The 15,642-nt window shown below is 45.5% G+C and carries 13 protein-coding genes; 5 read left to right on the top strand and 8 right to left on the bottom strand.

Annotated elements, in window-relative coordinates:
- Nucleotides 1-13: 13 nt before the first annotated feature.
- The gene (locus tag ATB78_RS09530; protein ID WP_005433839.1) at nucleotides 14-598 is read left to right on the top strand and encodes an FMN-dependent NADH-azoreductase; all 585 of its coding nucleotides are present in this window, start codon (nucleotides 14-16) and stop codon (nucleotides 596-598) included.
- Between the two features lie 55 nt (nucleotides 599-653).
- Here the strand turns inward: ATB78_RS09530 and ATB78_RS09525 are convergent, their stop codons facing one another.
- The 6 genes from ATB78_RS09525 to ATB78_RS09500 form a co-directional block, all read right to left on the bottom strand.
- The gene (locus ATB78_RS09525; protein ID WP_061008517.1) at nucleotides 654-1,151 is read right to left on the bottom strand and encodes a 4Fe-4S binding protein; all 498 of its coding nucleotides are present in this window, start codon (nucleotides 1,149-1,151) and stop codon (nucleotides 654-656) included.
- A complete protein-coding gene (locus ATB78_RS09520; RefSeq protein WP_061008516.1) occupies nucleotides 1,138-1,749 on the bottom strand; it encodes a molecular chaperone TorD family protein in 612 nt (203 codons plus the stop codon). The genes ATB78_RS09525 and ATB78_RS09520 overlap by 14 nt, the downstream gene beginning before the upstream one ends.
- 130 nt (nucleotides 1,750-1,879) lie before the next feature.
- On the bottom strand, nucleotides 1,880-2,731 hold the full coding sequence (locus ATB78_RS09515; protein WP_009703242.1) for a DmsC/YnfH family molybdoenzyme membrane anchor subunit: 852 nt from the start codon (nucleotides 2,729-2,731) through the stop codon (nucleotides 1,880-1,882).
- Nucleotides 2,731-3,360, bottom strand: coding sequence for a DMSO/selenate family reductase complex B subunit (locus ATB78_RS09510; RefSeq protein WP_005433785.1), 630 nt, complete (start codon nucleotides 3,358-3,360; stop codon nucleotides 2,731-2,733). Before ATB78_RS09510 ends, ATB78_RS09515 begins: the two co-directional genes overlap by 1 nt.
- Nucleotides 3,360-5,807 (bottom strand): DmsA/YnfE/YnfF family dimethyl sulfoxide reductase, encoded by a 2,448-nt coding sequence (locus ATB78_RS09505; protein ID WP_061008515.1) that lies wholly within the window; start codon nucleotides 5,805-5,807, stop codon nucleotides 3,360-3,362. Before ATB78_RS09505 ends, ATB78_RS09510 begins: the two co-directional genes overlap by 1 nt.
- 524 nt (nucleotides 5,808-6,331) lie before the next feature.
- A complete protein-coding gene (locus ATB78_RS09500; RefSeq protein ID WP_061008514.1) occupies nucleotides 6,332-7,645 on the bottom strand; it encodes a MipA/OmpV family protein in 1,314 nt (437 codons plus the stop codon).
- A 256-nt stretch (nucleotides 7,646-7,901) separates the two neighbouring features.
- On the opposite strand from ATB78_RS09500, the gene ATB78_RS09495 reads away from it, so the two are divergent.
- From ATB78_RS09495 to ATB78_RS09480, 4 genes are all read left to right on the top strand, one after another.
- Nucleotides 7,902-9,938, top strand: coding sequence for a M4 family metallopeptidase (locus ATB78_RS09495; protein WP_061008513.1), 2,037 nt, complete (start codon nucleotides 7,902-7,904; stop codon nucleotides 9,936-9,938).
- A 177-nt stretch (nucleotides 9,939-10,115) separates the two neighbouring features.
- Entirely contained in the window at nucleotides 10,116-10,466 is a 351-nt protein-coding gene (locus tag ATB78_RS09490; RefSeq protein ID WP_005442702.1) for a hypothetical protein, read from the top strand.
- A gap of 22 nt (nucleotides 10,467-10,488) precedes the next feature.
- Nucleotides 10,489-12,429 carry an alkaline phosphatase D family protein gene (locus tag ATB78_RS09485; protein ID WP_061008512.1) on the top strand — a complete coding sequence of 647 codons (1,941 nt, stop codon included), beginning with the start codon at nucleotides 10,489-10,491 and terminating at the stop codon, nucleotides 12,427-12,429.
- Between the two features lie 143 nt (nucleotides 12,430-12,572).
- Nucleotides 12,573-13,013 carry a TerB family tellurite resistance protein gene (locus tag ATB78_RS09480; RefSeq protein WP_005451837.1) on the top strand — a complete coding sequence of 147 codons (441 nt, stop codon included), beginning with the start codon at nucleotides 12,573-12,575 and terminating at the stop codon, nucleotides 13,011-13,013.
- 222 nt (nucleotides 13,014-13,235) lie between these two features.
- On the opposite strand, the gene ATB78_RS09475 is transcribed toward ATB78_RS09480, so the two are convergent.
- Both ATB78_RS09475 and ATB78_RS09470 read right to left on the bottom strand, forming a co-directional pair.
- The gene (locus ATB78_RS09475) at nucleotides 13,236-13,766 is read right to left on the bottom strand and encodes a 3'-5' exonuclease (RefSeq protein ID WP_005442698.1); all 531 of its coding nucleotides are present in this window, start codon (nucleotides 13,764-13,766) and stop codon (nucleotides 13,236-13,238) included.
- 82 nt (nucleotides 13,767-13,848) lie between these two features.
- Nucleotides 13,849-15,390, bottom strand: coding sequence for a sensor domain-containing diguanylate cyclase (locus ATB78_RS09470; RefSeq protein WP_061008694.1), 1,542 nt, complete (start codon nucleotides 15,388-15,390; stop codon nucleotides 13,849-13,851).
- Nucleotides 15,391-15,642 lie beyond the last annotated feature (252 nt).

The raw sequence follows: 15,642 nt of genomic DNA, 5'->3' as shown, positions 1-15,642 counted from the left end.
AAAGGAAATCCATATGTCTCGTGTACTAGCTCTTAAATCAAGCATCCTTGGCGATTACTCTCAATCAAACAAACTGGTTGAAGACTTCATCAAAAATGTAGACCAAGATAAGCTAACGGTTCGTGACTTAGCTGCAAATCCACTGCCAGTTTTAGACTTTTCAGTTGCAACAGCACTACGTGCAACAGAAGATCTTTCACAAGAGCAACAAGCGGTGGTTGACCTATCTGATACCTTAATTGAAGAAATCAAAGCAGCAGATACTTTGGTTATCGCAGCACCAATGTACAACTTTACGATTCCAACTCAGCTTAAAAACTGGATTGATTTGATTGCTCGTGCAGGCGTGACATTCAAATACACAGAAAATGGCGTTCAAGGTCTGATTGAAGGTAAGAAAGCAATCGTAGTCACCACCCGTGGCGGTCTTCATAAAGACTCCCCAACTGACAGCATGACACCATACCTACGCACAGTATTGGGCTTTGTTGGTATTACGGATGTGGAGTTTGTTTACGCAGAAGCGCTAAACATGGGCGAAGACGCAGCAGCAAAAGGCATTTCAGACGCGCAAAGCCAATTGGCAACCTTGGCGTAAGATTAAATAGAATTGAGTACAAACAAAAAGGGATTGGTTCGCGCCAATCCCTTTTTTATCGTTTTAAGTCAAAGTTGATCATGCTGTTGTAGCAGCTTTGCGCGCATTGTCCGCAACCTTTGCACTTGGCGGCGTCAATTTTAGGTTTGACATCATCTTGCCATTGCAAAGCATCATATGGGCAACTGTCCTCGCAACTGCCGCAATAACCGTATAAGTTTTCGCAGCTGTTCGAGATAGTTGCTATCAAGCCTGTAGACTCTGTTTGGTTTGAAAGCGCCAATGTAGGGCACGCCGACTTACACGCGCCGCATAAATCACATGCCGAGTAGCTGATGTCTAACGCGGCAACGCCATCAACCATTTCTATGATTTGGCTCGGACATGCAGAAGCGCACTTTCCGCATCCATCACAAAGCCGAGTGAACATCGACTCTTCCACCGCATAAGGCGGTCTCGCTTTAACACGAGGCTCTTGAGCTTGTTCCACTGGTGCGCGACGAAACGAAAACAGACGTCGCTTACTTAGATCAACCGATTCAGACTGGCGCATCCGAGTAATCTCTCTTTGCAGGCACAACGACTTGGTATTGCTCACTCAAGGATTGAAGTAATTCTTCAGTAAGGCTCGACAGTTTTGAGTAAGGCGTGAGCGTCACCGCTTTTTTGAAGCGTTTGTTGAAAAAACCAAACCACGTCATCAAGTGTTCGCGTAGCATTTCAGCCGCCAGTTTTTGTTGATCAGTTTCAATCAACATGCCTAACACCATCAGCATCAAGCCGATCTGGTCTTCTGGCTCACGTTGGTCAGATTCCAAAGCAAAACCACAACGCTGCAAGAAGTAACGATATTCAATGGTTGATTCACCAAACAACACCGCTTCTTTATCCAGATAAGCCGAACCCCAAGGTGGCGCTGGCATCTCACCAATACCGGCAAACATGCGATCGTGCTCCATTTGCAGAGCCTCTTCGCTCTCGTTTTGAAAGCTGCGTAGCATGTCATTGAGCGCTTCGATTGGCGTATCAGTATTGCTCAGCAACGTATCGAGATTTGCCGCCGGGTAATCTTTTGGCTGGTAGTAAAACAGTGCACCAAACAGCTTAAGAACGATGCTGGTATCTTGTGGTTCAAGTTGAGAAATTTGCATGAAGTACCTTTGATGACTGGTGTTTTTATTCTTCGATTAAGTAAAACGGAAAAGAGGTGGGACGAACACTCGCCCCACTCTGCTAATTGTTATCAGTACAAATAATGTTTATCAGCACAAATAACGGCTATCAGTACAGACCAGATGTAAAGTGCATGCCGTAGAACACGTTACGACCCAGAATCTCTGCGACGAACAAGGCAACGAATGCCACGATAACCAGCAAGTTCTTCTGACGACCTTCTGCGGTAAACAACTCAGCGAATACCCAAAGAGCAGCAGCAACCACAAGCAACAACACGTGACCAGCAACATAGCCTGATAGCATGGTGATTTGATCCAAGCCACTGTGAATCGCCGTTGAGATACCTGCAAAGTAAATGGTCTGCATTACTGAGAACGCTAGGTTCAGCGCAATCAAGCTCACACCGGCCCACATTAGGCGACGATTGGTTTTCTCAGCCGTCACGTCCAATACGTTGATCAGCGTGTAACCAAACATCAGACCCGAAGTCACGACCGTGAACCAAAACGCTACCGTGGTCATTGGTGAGTACCATGCTGGCACTGTCTCGATTTGGTAAACATTTGCCATCGCGAACATGAAAATCACGCCAACCGCGATAGACAACCAGTTCACGATTTTGCGCACGCCTTCGCTGCCGATTTTTAGAATCGTTAACAACCAGTACAAACCCGCTAGAGACAGAAAACTTGCACCCGTTAAGATCTCGTTAGATAGCGCCGCACTACCAACACGGTTTAATGCGTTGAAGGCACGAAGTGGGCTACCCAAGTGAGTGGTTGAGAACAAGAAACCCAACCCCATCACAACCAAAATTGCGAAACGTGCGATGTTCATACGAGGTTCTGTCACGCGTGGTGGCTTACCGAATTTCTCGAACGCGTTAACCGTTAAGTGCGCGCCAACCGCTGTTTGAGCGAGAACCGTAAAGGCAACTAATGGTGCTTCGTATAACATTATTTCACCTCTCTTGGATTCTGTAGGAAACCAGTGCGGTCATTGGTTGGGCGACCATTTGGATTTAGCTTCACGATCAGGTTCGGGCTCGTAATGCGAGAGTCTGGCAGTGGTGCCACATCCGCGTTTGAACCGTATTTCGCGCGTAGCTCATCAATTGGACCAAACTCAATCGCACGCAATGGACAGCTATCAACACACACTGGCATTAAGCCTTCTGCGACACGTTCGTAACAGCCATCACACTTAGTCATGTGACCTTTTTCTTCGCTGTATTGAGGTGCGCCGTAAGGACACGCCATGTGACAAGATTTACAGCCGATACACACGCTTTCATCAACAACAACAAAGCCATCTTCTTCACGCTTGTGCATTGCACCTGATGGACAAACCTTGGTACACGCAGGGTTAGTACAGTGGTTACAAGAAATCGATAGGTAGTACGCGAACACGTTTTGACGAAACGCGCCGTTTTCTTCTGTCCAGTTGCCGCCTACGTATTCGTAAACACGACGGAAGTTACGGTCGATACCCAGATCTTTGTTGTCTTTACAAGAGAGCTGACATGTTTTGCAGCCAGTACATTTGCTTGAATCAATGTAAAAGCCATACTGCTTCGCTGTGCTCATTATTTAGCCCCCATTTTCTTAATTAGCGTCACTTCAACGAGGTTGGTATGGCTCGGGTTCGATTTTGCCAACGGGCTTGGACGTTGTGTCGTCAGTACGTTGATTGAACCCGCTTGGTCAACACCTTTACCATTTGGTGAGTACCATGCGCCCTCACCTAAGCCAACGATGTGTGGCATGATGCGTGGGGTTACTTTTACGCGAACGTTCATTTCACCGAACTTGCTGCGCACGCTAACCAAGTCACCGTTATCGATGTTGCGTGACGCGGCATCAATCGGGTTAATCCAAAGTTCCTGTGGTGCCGCTGCTTTTAGGATGTCGACGTTGCCGTACGTAGAGTGCGCACGAGCTTTGTAGTGGAAACCCGTCAGCTGAAGTGGGTACTCTTTACGATCAGGAGAATCCCAGCCATTAAACGTCGAAACGTATTCTGGTAGTGGCTTGATGGATTCATCTTCGTCCAGTTCCCATTCTTCGTTGATCTTCGCTAACGTCTCTGAGTAGATTTCAATCTTGCCCGATGGCGATGGTAATGGGTTCGCTTCTGGGTCACGACGGAAGTCTTCGTACGCCACGTGTGGACGGTCGAACTGCTTCTTGTAGATACCCTGCTTTCTCATCTCATCGTAAGACGGCAAGTTTGGATCGTTATTTTGTTTAACGGTCTGAGCGTACATCCATTGCAGCCACTCTTCTTGAGTGCGACCTTCAGTAAACTCATCAAACACGCCCATGCGTTTCGCCACACCAGACATAATGTCGTAGATAGGTTTACATTCGAAACGAGGTTTAATCGCTTGGCTTGCAAAGATGAAGTAAGGCATTGATGCAGCTGCACCATCCATACAGAAATCCGATTGCTCTGACGTTGTACAGTCTGGCAATACGATATCGGCATACTTCGCAGAAGACGTCATGTGGTTGTCGATCACCACAATCATTTCACACGCTTTTTCATCTTGAAGAATTTCGTGTGTGCGGTTGATGTCTGAGTGTTGGTTAATCAGACAGTTACCTGCATAGTTCCAGATAAACTTGATGTTGTTTTGTAGCTTCTGCACGCCTTTAATGCCGTCGGTCAGATCTGTCATTTCCGTACCGCGGTAAATCGCGTCTGTCCAAAGGAACATTGGGATAGATGCGCTGATCGGGTTTGGCACTTTCGGGAAGCGTTGGAATGGGTATGAGTGATTACCCTCACGAGCACCAGTACCACCACCTTGCAAGCCAACTTGACCACGTAGCAATGACAACATCATGACCGCTTTACACGCTTGCTCACCATTTGCTGAGCGTTGTAAGCCCCAACCTTGGGTAATGTAAATGCGTTTAGCATCGCCAACTTCGCGTGCAAGTTTCAAAATCACATCCGCAGGAATGCCCGTGATAGGCTGTGCCCACTCTGGGGTTTTCTCGATACCATCTGGGCCACTACCCATGATGTAATCTTTGTAGCTGCCGTTTTCTGGCGCTGATGCAGGAAGCGTTTTACGGTCGTAACCCACACAGTAACGGTCAAGGAAGTCTTGATCGACTTTGTCTTCCGTAATCAATACATGGGCGATGGCTGCAATTAAAGCGGCATCTGTACCGTGCTTGATAGGAATCCATTGGTCTTCACGGCCAGCTGCGGTGTCGGTGTAACGAGGGTCGATACAAATCGTGCGAGTGTGACTGATGTTTTTCGCATCCACATAGTTGTGAACCTGACCACCACCCGACATACGGGTTTCTGCTGGGTTGTTACCAAACATCAGACATAGGTCTGCATTTTGAACATCGTCAATCGAGTTGTTATCAACGAACGAACCGTAGAAGTACTCCGACATACATTCGATGTTTGCTGCAGAGTAGTCACCGTAGTGATTTAGGTAACCACCACAAAGGTTCATCATACGAGCAACCAATGTCGCGCTCGGATCCCAACTCTTAGTTACTGTGCCACCAAGCGTACCTGTACCGTAGTTTAGGTACACCGCATCGTTACCGTGGTCTTTAATGATGCGTTTTAGGTTATCACCAATGAGGTCAAAGGCTTCGTCCCAAGTGATGCGTTTGAACTTACCTTCACCACGCTTACCAACGCGAAGAAGTGGGTATTTTAAACGGTCTGGTGAGTAAACACGGCGACGCATAGAGCGACCACGCAAACAAGCGCGAACTTGGTGATTGTGGTTGTACACATCATCACCCGTGTTATCGGTTTCTACCCATTTGATTTCACCGTCGACCACGTGCATACGAAGTGGACAACGAGAACCACAGTTTACGGTACATGCCGACCAGACAATTTTTTCGTTTGGTTTTGCTGGTGTTTCTTTGGCAACCGCTTTAGTTGCAAACGGGAGAGAAAGCGCGTTTCCTGCTAACGCCAAAGCGCCAAGTGCAGAACCGCCCTTTAAAGCATCACGCCGAGTAATATTAAACTTACCATTTTGACTCATGGTTTTTTCCTAAATTACGTTTTTGAATTTGGTCGTGGCGCTTAATTAATGGCTTTAAGTGGGGAAAGAACACTCGTTAGAAATAAAAGACATAGAGATTGTATTTTCAAAATAGGCATTCATTGAAAATATCTAATTTCGCTTTAATTAATACACAAGGCAAATCAAAGCAACATTTCTACAAAACCATCAATTAAGCTAGATAGCACAGGCCTTGAGCAACTAAGGCATGGCCACCCGCCACTATTAATATCCTTGTAGATTTAAGGGGTGATAATCTTGACCACAGTCAATTATTAAAAAATACAAAATGCAATCTTATATTTCAATTCGTCGTTTTATATGAATGAAATATTAATAGGTCAGAGAGGTGTCAATTCAATTAAATATTAGAATGGTTTTTAAATTGAATAGATAATTAATACGAATACAGAAGAATAGAAATAAGAATAATTACCAATTAACAGGAAGTAAATAAGCCTCATGTCAAGATGAGGCTTATTCATATTTGTTTTTAGCTAAGCTTAAAAATCGTACTGGAAGTAGATCGTATTGTAGTTACTGCCGCCTTTGATACGGCCAAACTGAGAGGCGTTCTCGAAGATCGCACTGCGGTGATGCAGTGAGTAACCGACCCACATGTTCTCCCAATCTTTTTGGTTGAACAGGTCACCAACGTTTACATCCAATGAGAAATCGAGATAGTTGAGTAAGTTACTTGGTGTGTAGCCCTTCTCTTCCATCTCTGTCCCTTCGATATAGGTAATGTTATCGATGTAAGACATGCCTTCTGCAACACCAAAACGCCATTTCGTAGGCCAATTAAAGGTGTAATACGCTTTAATCGCCATCACATATTCAGTGCTAGAAGATTGCACGTCTGACGACCAATGGTGAACAAGACCTGGGGTTAGATAGATATCTAGAGGTAAGCCAAATAGCTCGTCTGTCAGCGGATGCCCGTAGAAGAACGACGTCAGTTGGTTATTGTATTCATCTTTCTCAGCATTGAACTTAAAGATGTCACCCATGTTAGAAGGTGTTGCCCAACCGTGTGCAATTCGGAGATACGGACGATTACGCAGATCTGACTTACGCTCTTTGCCTTTATCGTTGAAGAAGCCAAAGCCGACGAACACTTCACCTTGGTAACGATCTTCTACGATTTGGCTGTTATACGCCTCACTATCCAGACGCGTGATGCTGGTTTCACCCAATAGATACAGGTTAGAAATTACGTGGTAACGTGCTTTGATACCCAAATTCGCATCAATACCCGCACCAATTTTCTCACCCGTTGAATCTTTAAATGAGTAGTACGAACTGTTGAAGTCGGCATCTTTATAACGAATGGTAAAAGAGGGTTCTAACTCCCAATCGCCCAATTCATAGTTAGCAGCGATACGGTAGTTAGAGTGAAATTGAAATTCGTCATCCGTCATGACTTCAAATTCAGCGCGCCAGTTTTCGTCGAAGTTATAACGAATTTGACCACCGAAATCGACACGATCCCCTTCAAACGCATTTTGAATGGATTTAGGAATATCAACAAAGCGTAAGCGCATGATGGCACTGGTACGCCAGTTAGAATCGCTCTCATCAAATAAGAACACACCGCCTTCGATACCGTCGATGTACAAGTGTTCGTTTTCAAAGAACATCATTGGCACAAACGTGCTCACCGTTGAGTCATCATTGGCCGTATAAAACGGGATCGATGCCGTTCGGTACATTGCCGCAATGCCCCACTCTTGCTCCGCGTGCTTTGTTTCAGCCAACGCCGAACCGCTCAGCAATAAACCAGAACATGCTAACGATGCTCCCACTAGGTGTTTCATAGCTCTCCTATGTCACTGTAATTTGAGAAGGTCTCGATTGAAAAAGAGTATATCTGACTTTGGTCTAAGATCGGGTAAAAATTCCTACAAGACTCCATCTCCCTTCATATCACAGTACAAACCTTGAGCAATTTATAAATTTATTTTGAATTAACGTCAAATATTCAACTAATTGCACTTAAACATATCACTTAATTATCTTTACCCTGCACTCGCATTCCTTATGCAAATAAATACACATAATAAAAGGTAAACTATGCGAAACGTCACTTTATTAACGCTTGCGCCCTTCGCTTTTGCTTCACATGCAGCACAAATTCTGGACCATTCACAAACGGATCTATCTACGGCTCTCAATAACACACAACGAGCGTCTTATTCCGCGGCGAACACTAAGCTGAGTTATCAAGACATCAATCGAGTCGAGATCGGTAACCAAATTTTGGTTCGCAAACAGCAACTCCATTACGGCATACCGGTTTACGGACACTCCGTTGTGGCCGATCTTTCTAGTCGAGGATTTGCTCAGCCTGTCGATGGTGATGTTGTTGTCGGCATCGAGAGCGATATTGATTCAACCCTACCTATGATCAGTGGCAAGCAAGCCATTGAGATCGCAACGGGCAACCATCAAGGTGTCGCAGCAAGCAAATCTCCAAGTAATGAAAACTCGCCAAGTGATGACGCTCAGGCAGAGCTAATGGTCTGGTTAGATGAGCAACAAACCGCGCGGTTGGTTTACAAAGTCGATGCAATCCAGATTAAGAATTTCCGCCCTTCTCGCCCTATCACTTTGGTAGATGCAAAATCAGGTGAGATCGTCGACCAATGGGATGGGATCGCGTTTTTGGAAGCCGAAGGACCCGGAGGCAACCGCAAAAGCGGCCGTTACTACTTTGGCCCCAACACCAAGTTTGGTGGATTCCAAGTTAATCAATACTGCCAAATGGACAGTGAAAACGTCATTACCCTCAACATGAACAACCAACAATGGGGTGGGCAAGTTCATCGTTTTGACTGTAACGTGAATAACTATCGAGAAGTAAATGGCGCCTACGCTCCAATGAATGACGCGCATTACTTTGGTCAACGCGTATTTGATATGTACCAAGATTGGATTGGTGCTCGCCCTATTCGTCAAAAGCTGACAATGCGTGTGCATTACGGGTCGAACTACGGGAATGCTTTTTGGGATGGTCGCCAAATGACTTTTGGTGACGGCAATAACTCAATGTACCCACTGGCAACGTGGGACGTTATTGCCCATGAGGTTAGCCATGGCTTTACCGAGCAAAACTCTGGGTTGGAATATCGCGGTATGTCAGGCGGAATGAATGAGTCCTTTTCCGATGTCGCCGCTGCAGCACTTAGCCAATATGTGCATGGCAGCTTTAATTGGAAGATGGGCGAACACGTAATGAAATACTCGCCAGCTATGCGTTACTTCATCAACCCAAGCCATGACGGTTCCTCAATCGACCATATCAACCAATACTACAATGGCATCGATGTGCACCACAGCTCAGGCATTTTCAACAAAGCCTTCTACCATTTGGCAATGAGCCCAAATTGGAACATCAAGAAAGCATTTATTGCTTATGCGACGGCTAACCAACTTTACTGGCAACCAAACTCGAACTTCCAACAAGGTGCGGAAGGCGTTTGTAAAGCAGCACAAAAACTTGGATACGATGGCTCTGCGGTAACCTCAGCGTTCGCAGAAGTTGGGGTGCAAGTAATGAACTGCGGCGATTCACAACCAACGCCAACACCGTACCCTGATCCAGAGCAAGAGACAACAGAGTTGGAGATCAATATGCCAACACCTGTTGAAATCACACCGAATGGCGAACAGCAGTTTGTCTTGCGTCAGTCTCCGGCTGATGAGGTATGGGTGCAAACATACAATGGCTACGGCAATGTCGACATGTATGTTGCAATCGACCGTCCAGCAACACTTTCTGACTACGACTGCGTTTCGACTAACCAAGGTAACCACGAGTATTGCGGTTTCAGTGGTATTAAAGGAACAGATATCTACGTGCTCGCGGCGAACACTCAAGGCTCATCAGACGTTTACGTGGCAGTGAGCGCAGAGTTAGAAGCGCCACAACCAGAGCCGGTTCCACAAGACCAATGTGCAAACCTCGAAGAATGGTCTCCGTACTATTACTACCCTGCAGGCACGGCGGTGAAATACTGGGGCAATCACTTTGTCGCCTCACAAGACAACTGGGGTGCAAATCCATTCGATAACTATTGGCTATGGACTTTTGAAGGCAGCTGCCAATAACCCAACCTCCCCCTTTAACAAAGAGCTCGGAAACGAGCTCTTTTTCATTGGTTGATTACTCTGCACGCAATCAAACACGAAACGGTCAAAATTCTCTCTTCTCTCAGCAATGAGATTTAGATTTTTGCCAGATTCGCCGATACAATAGAAAACCAATGACCAAAGCCGCAGTTTATCGTGAAAGCATCCGAACTCATCTCCATAATCAACAACTTGCCGGAAGGTAGCGACCCCGATATCGTGATGGGTGAAGAATGGCTACCAGAACGCTTGGAAAGCACCACTCTTGATGGTGACATGCTGTTTATGCATTTCGATAACGCACCAGAAGATGGCCAAGGCGAAGAAGAAGGTCGCGGTTTTGTTGATCATGAAATCGACCTGATCCGTACTCGTCTACAGCAAATTCTCGATGAAGACAGCGACAGTGCATCTAAAGCCGATGCTATGTTAGGTTTATTTCTGATGGGACATGAACTTAGTAGTTCGCAAGTTATCGAAATACTCGAAGAAGATTCAGAACACTGATTCAAAATATTAAGGAACCGCTTTGCCGACATCGCTCAACACCAACGAACTTTCCTCTCTTCCTCTGATTGTTGCCGGTCCGATTTTAAGAAAAGTCACCGCAACGGAAGTGAACATTTGGTTGGTGACGACGCAACCTCTCGAAGGCTTGGTTGAAATCAGCGATGCAACCACAGGGGAACAGTATTACTCTCAACCAGTATCGCCAGAGCATCTATTACAAGTTGGTAAACGCGCTTGGGTTTGCATGCTCACGCTGCAAGGTGAGTTTCCTACCCATCAAGCATTGCGCTATCAAATCCATACCCAATCCGGTTTGTTAACCGAGTTGATGCCCCACCTTGTCTACGGTGAAGACACAGATTCAGCACGAGGTGTGGAGTTCCTAATCAGTGAAAAAGCCGATTATGTCCTGCATGGCTCATGTCGTAACCCACATCATTTTAGTAAAGACACACTAGTTCAAGCTGACGCAAAAGTTGCTAGCCAACCGATAGAAGACCGCCCTGATATGCTCATCATGAGCGGCGACCAAATCTATGCCGATCATGTAGCAGGTCCAATGCTGGATGCGATTGAGCAATTAGTCGAGTTGCTAGGCTTGCCTGATGAAGAGTTCGCGCAAGCACCAATTAAAAACACGCAAGAGCTGTATCAAAGCCCAGATTGCTTTTATGGCCGAGATAACATTCTGCCCCACTACGTTGACGATGGCAGCTTACTTAGCAAGTTCTTCCCTCATCGTGGCACCCCTATTTTCAGTTCACGTGAATGCGAAAACCATCTCATCAGTTTTGCCGAGCTGTTTGCGATGTACCTACTCGTTTGGTCTCCAGTGACATGGACGTTAGTCAATCGTGAACGTTTATTGGAAAGAGAGTTTACAACGGGCGGAAAAGCGTTAGAGCCGAAATGGCAGCAACATTGGCGTGATGAGAAAGTCCATATCGATGCGTTTGTCGAAGGCTTGGATAAAGTCCAGCGATTGCTCGCTCACGTTCCTACTTACATGATCTTTGATGACCATGACGTGACCGACGATTGGAACCTAACGGTTGGCTGGGAAAAAGCAGCCAATGAGAACCTCTTCTCACATCGCATCATCGGTAACAGCCTGATCGCTTACTGGCTGTGCCAAGGTTGGGGCAACGCGCCAGAAAAATTCAACTCCCCTTTTATGGAGCATGCGCGCCGTTACTTTGAAGAGCTGACTTCAGAATCTCAAGACGAGTTCATAAAGTACCTCTATCGTTTTGAAGATTGGCACTACACGATTCACACCTCACCAAAAGTGGTGGTATTGGATACACGTACTCGTCGTTGGCGTTCAGAATCACGCATGAATAAACCGTCGGGCTTGATGGATTGGGAAGCTTTGATTGAATTCCAGCAAGAATTGATGCATCAAGACAAAGTGATCATCGTCTCTGCTGCGCCCATGTTTGGTGTGAAGTTTATTGAGACGCTGCAACGCATCATGACCAGTTTTGGTCAGCCGTTGTTGATCGACGCGGAGAACTGGATGGCGCATCCGGGTAGTGCGAATACATTGATCAGTATTTTCACTCATACCAAAACCCCAACTAACTTCGTGATTCTCTCTGGCGATGTACACTACTCTTTCGCCTATGACATCAAATTGCGTTTTCGCCGTAATAGTCCAAACATCTATCAGATTACGTGTAGTGGGATTAAGAACCAGTTTCCAGCGCAACTTCTGAGCGCATGTGATGCAATGGATCGTCTGCTGTATAGCCCTCGCTCGCCATTGAACTTGTTTACCAAACGTAAGCGTTTGAAGATTTTTAAACGCGCACCAAGCAACCACAATTTTTATCGACTCGTGAACCAAAGTGCGATTGGCGAGCTGAGATTGGATGAAGACGGAAAGCCAAATAATATCAGTATCTTAACGAGCGAAGGCGATTCAATCGATTTCCCGCCGACAAAGGTTGAGGAATAAATCCGCTTTTTGGCGGTCAAATACTGTATTGAGCATAAATGTCATCTCAATCGTATGAGATCTTGATCAAATATCATCAAGACCTTGAGATTTGCTCAAACCATTACCATCTTAAATAAATAGATAACAGCTTGGTGCTCAACATGTTTAATTCGCTTACTTCATTATTTAAACAACTTATAGAAGGCTCGGACCTTAGCCAATCCAACACGCTGTCACCCAATATGGCGATAGCCTGCTTGCTTTGTGAAGTGGCTGGTGCGGACCATCAAATCGATGAAAGAGAGCAAGCAACCAAACGCTCTTTGATCATGAAATTGCTTTCCCTGACGGAAGAAGAGACCGATACCCTACTGAATCAGGCTCAGAATCGATCGAGTGAATCGACTTCCCTTTATGACTTTACGTCTCAACTGCGTGAGCTTTCACAAGAAACCCGCTACGAACTGATTAAAAGTATGTGGGAAGTGGCGTACGCCGACGGTGAAATTGACCCATTGGAAGATGCCGTAATTCGCAAAACAGCAGAGCTACTCTACGTCGACCACAGCGACTTTATCCGCGCGAAATTGCAGTCTCAGTAAAGCGCTACCTCAATAAAATACAGCCTCAACAAAAATAAGAACCAATAAAAAACGCGCTTCATGAGCGCGTTTTTTGTATCTCTAGTCTGGATTTGCCCGAATCAAACATCGTCATCTCCGCAAGAGTCTAGCCAACATTGTTGTTATTTATTAATAACTAATTTAGAGCTGGCTCATGACGAGCAGACTGAAATCCAATGAAAGATTTATGAAAACAGAAGCTTATAGCATGGTCAGTGCAAGTTTTGCCAAGTTGTATGCATCCACATAACCGGAATGCTGACGACCTTCCCACTCGATACCTTTGGCTTCTTGCGCCGCTCTGTGTCCAATACGTTTTTCTTTAAGACGATTTTGAATTCGGTACAAGGTTGCTAGGTTAATGAACTCGGTAAATGGCGCATCAATGCCTTTTTGTTGGCACTCTTCAAGCAAGATAAGGTCATCACGTCCCCATGATGCGTAAATCTTATTGCGGCCACCAAAATTCTTCAGCATCGATTTGAGAACTTCTTCTAGTGGTCGACCTTGCTTTTCAATCTTACGCGGTGTGATGCCCGTTAACTCGGCGCAGAACAGAGACACTTCATCGTGTTCTGGTTTCACGTAGTATTGCGCGCGCTTTACGATTTCACCTTTCGACAAATCTATTTCAGCCAAACCAACTTCAATGATCTCGCCCGTGCGACCCACGCCGTTTTCATTCCAGCAGCACATTTCTAAATCGAAGCAGACGATACGGTTATGGTTCATAGTTTGTCTTGATTCCTAACGTAAATTTGAAAGCGTGAGATTCTACCGTAACCAATCTCAAAACTCGAATTTGCTCGCTGAATTAATCGCCGATCGATACAGAGTTTCGACCATTTTCCTTACTTTGGTAGAGCTGCACGTCCATTTTGTGAAATAAACTCTCAGGATCTTCATCTTTGTGCACTGCGGCACCGATGCTCAGCGAACAAATGATTGGCGTACTTTCGTACTCAAACGGAGAGCTCGCCACTATCCCACGCAGCTTGTCTAAGTAGACGGCCAACTCTTCTTTGTCCGTCACTCGCGATAAAATGCAGAACTCATCACCACCTGCGCGGTAAAAGCGGTCGCCATCAAGCAGATTTGCGTTGACCAACTTGGTTACGTGCAATAACGCTTCATCCCCGGCCAAGTGCCCATATTTGTCGTTAATCAGTTTAAAACGGTCAATATCGAAGCCCACTAAAGAGAACTTAACGTCACTATTAATGTAGTGCAGTAAGTTATCGTTAAATACGCGTCGGTTCAGTAATTGGGTCAACGGATCTAACTCTGCCATGCGTTTTAGCTCCACCGTTTTATTGTCAAGCATCACCGCAAGTCGTTCCTTCTCGCGAGACTGTAGATTAACGATATAGCTAATCAAGAAGGCGATAACCAAACCCGCGATGCCAGTACCGTACAGTACTGAACGCTCCCACGCAGATACGGATTCAGAAAGTTTAAACTCGATGACCCAGTCTCGGTTTGGTAAATGAATGGTACGGCTGATGATCTTACCGTTTAGAGCGTCCCAGTTTTCACTCTTAAACAACAGAGGGTCGTCGTAGGCATCAAAGCCCTTATCTTCAACCTTGACGGACATATCCAATTCCGTTGCCGTCTTTGTGATCAGTTGATCGAAGTAAGCTGTGCTGCGCACTACCCCAACGACGACACCAAGCAGTTCTTGTTTATCGAAGCTGAATACTGGGTGATAAACCAATAAACCGGTTTTCTCTAATGACTGGTCGTAGCCATCTTGTAATAGACGAACTTTGTCTGAAATGTTGGCTCTGTCATGAGTAATGATGTCATCTAAGATCAACTCAAAACGCAGACGTGAGGAATAAAAGCCAAGCAAAGACAGGTTGGTGGCGGTTCTTGGATAGATATCGGTCGCCACATAAGCAGGCGCATCGTCTTTAAGGATGTATCCGAATGTCTTCTCGCCATCCTTGGGTACAGTAAAGATCTGAAAGTCTGGGAAAGTTTGACGTGTTTTAACGAGGTAACTTTCTAACTCACTCGGCTCAACACGTTGCATCCATTGTAAAGCAATCAAACTCTCTGAACTGCCCACCACTTGTTTCGCATAGTAAGGAAATTGCGTCCAGTAAGACTTATCAACGGAGTGAAAAAAGTTCGCACCCGCCCCGATGAACTCAAGATCGTTTTCTACGGCAAGTTTAAGAGACTCCGCTTGGCGGTCAGCCAAGGTATCAAAGATGGTCATGGTATAACGCTGTTGTATTTTGTAGGCAACACCAACCATGCCAGCGGTAACGATAATGACCGTAATAAAGGCTACAATAGAAGCAGAATATCGTTTGAAAATGCTCTGTTGAGCCGTGCTATATGTCATTTCGTGTTCCACGTTTTTTGCGTGCAATGCTTCGATAATGATGGAAATACTGCGCCACATGTGGGTAAACATCAAGCAACAACGTTTGCCGCTCCGTCTAATCGTTGATTTTTCATGCTAATCATGCGGTATATTCACGAATTATTACAGTCTTAAGCCTTGAATATGCTACCATCCACCATCATTTTAATGTCTAAACTTGGTGCAGGTCGCAAAGACGATCCTTTTAGTAAACACATGAGCCAATACTGA

It is taken from the genome of Vibrio sp. CUB2, from assembly GCF_001557945.1.
GTDB lineage: Bacteria > Pseudomonadota > Gammaproteobacteria > Enterobacterales > Vibrionaceae > Vibrio > Vibrio owensii.
Note: the sequence above shows the minus strand (reverse complement) of the source record. Positions and strands in the feature narration are given on the sequence as shown.

Excerpts from the sequence above, each read along its gene's own strand:
- ATB78_RS09470 (WP_061008694.1), bottom strand. The coding sequence starts at position 15,390 with ATGACATATAGCACGGCTCAACAGAGCATTTTCAAACGATATTCTGCT.
- ATB78_RS09480 (WP_005451837.1), top strand. The coding sequence starts at position 12,573 with ATGTTTAATTCGCTTACTTCATTATTTAAACAACTTATAGAAGGCTCG.
- ATB78_RS09530 (WP_005433839.1), top strand. The coding sequence starts at position 14 with ATGTCTCGTGTACTAGCTCTTAAATCAAGCATCCTTGGCGATTACTCT.
- ATB78_RS09500 (WP_061008514.1), bottom strand. The coding sequence starts at position 7,645 with ATGAAACACCTAGTGGGAGCATCGTTAGCATGTTCTGGTTTATTGCTG.
- ATB78_RS09475 (WP_005442698.1), bottom strand. The coding sequence starts at position 13,766 with ATGAACCATAACCGTATCGTCTGCTTCGATTTAGAAATGTGCTGCTGG.
- ATB78_RS09525 (WP_061008517.1), bottom strand. The coding sequence starts at position 1,151 with ATGCGCCAGTCTGAATCGGTTGATCTAAGTAAGCGACGTCTGTTTTCG.
- ATB78_RS09510 (WP_005433785.1), bottom strand. The coding sequence starts at position 3,360 with ATGAGCACAGCGAAGCAGTATGGCTTTTACATTGATTCAAGCAAATGT.
- ATB78_RS09495 (WP_061008513.1), top strand. The coding sequence starts at position 7,902 with ATGCGAAACGTCACTTTATTAACGCTTGCGCCCTTCGCTTTTGCTTCA.
- ATB78_RS09520 (WP_061008516.1), bottom strand. The coding sequence starts at position 1,749 with ATGCAAATTTCTCAACTTGAACCACAAGATACCAGCATCGTTCTTAAG.
- ATB78_RS09515 (WP_009703242.1), bottom strand. The coding sequence starts at position 2,731 with ATGTTATACGAAGCACCATTAGTTGCCTTTACGGTTCTCGCTCAAACA.
- ATB78_RS09505 (WP_061008515.1), bottom strand. The coding sequence starts at position 5,807 with ATGAGTCAAAATGGTAAGTTTAATATTACTCGGCGTGATGCTTTAAAG.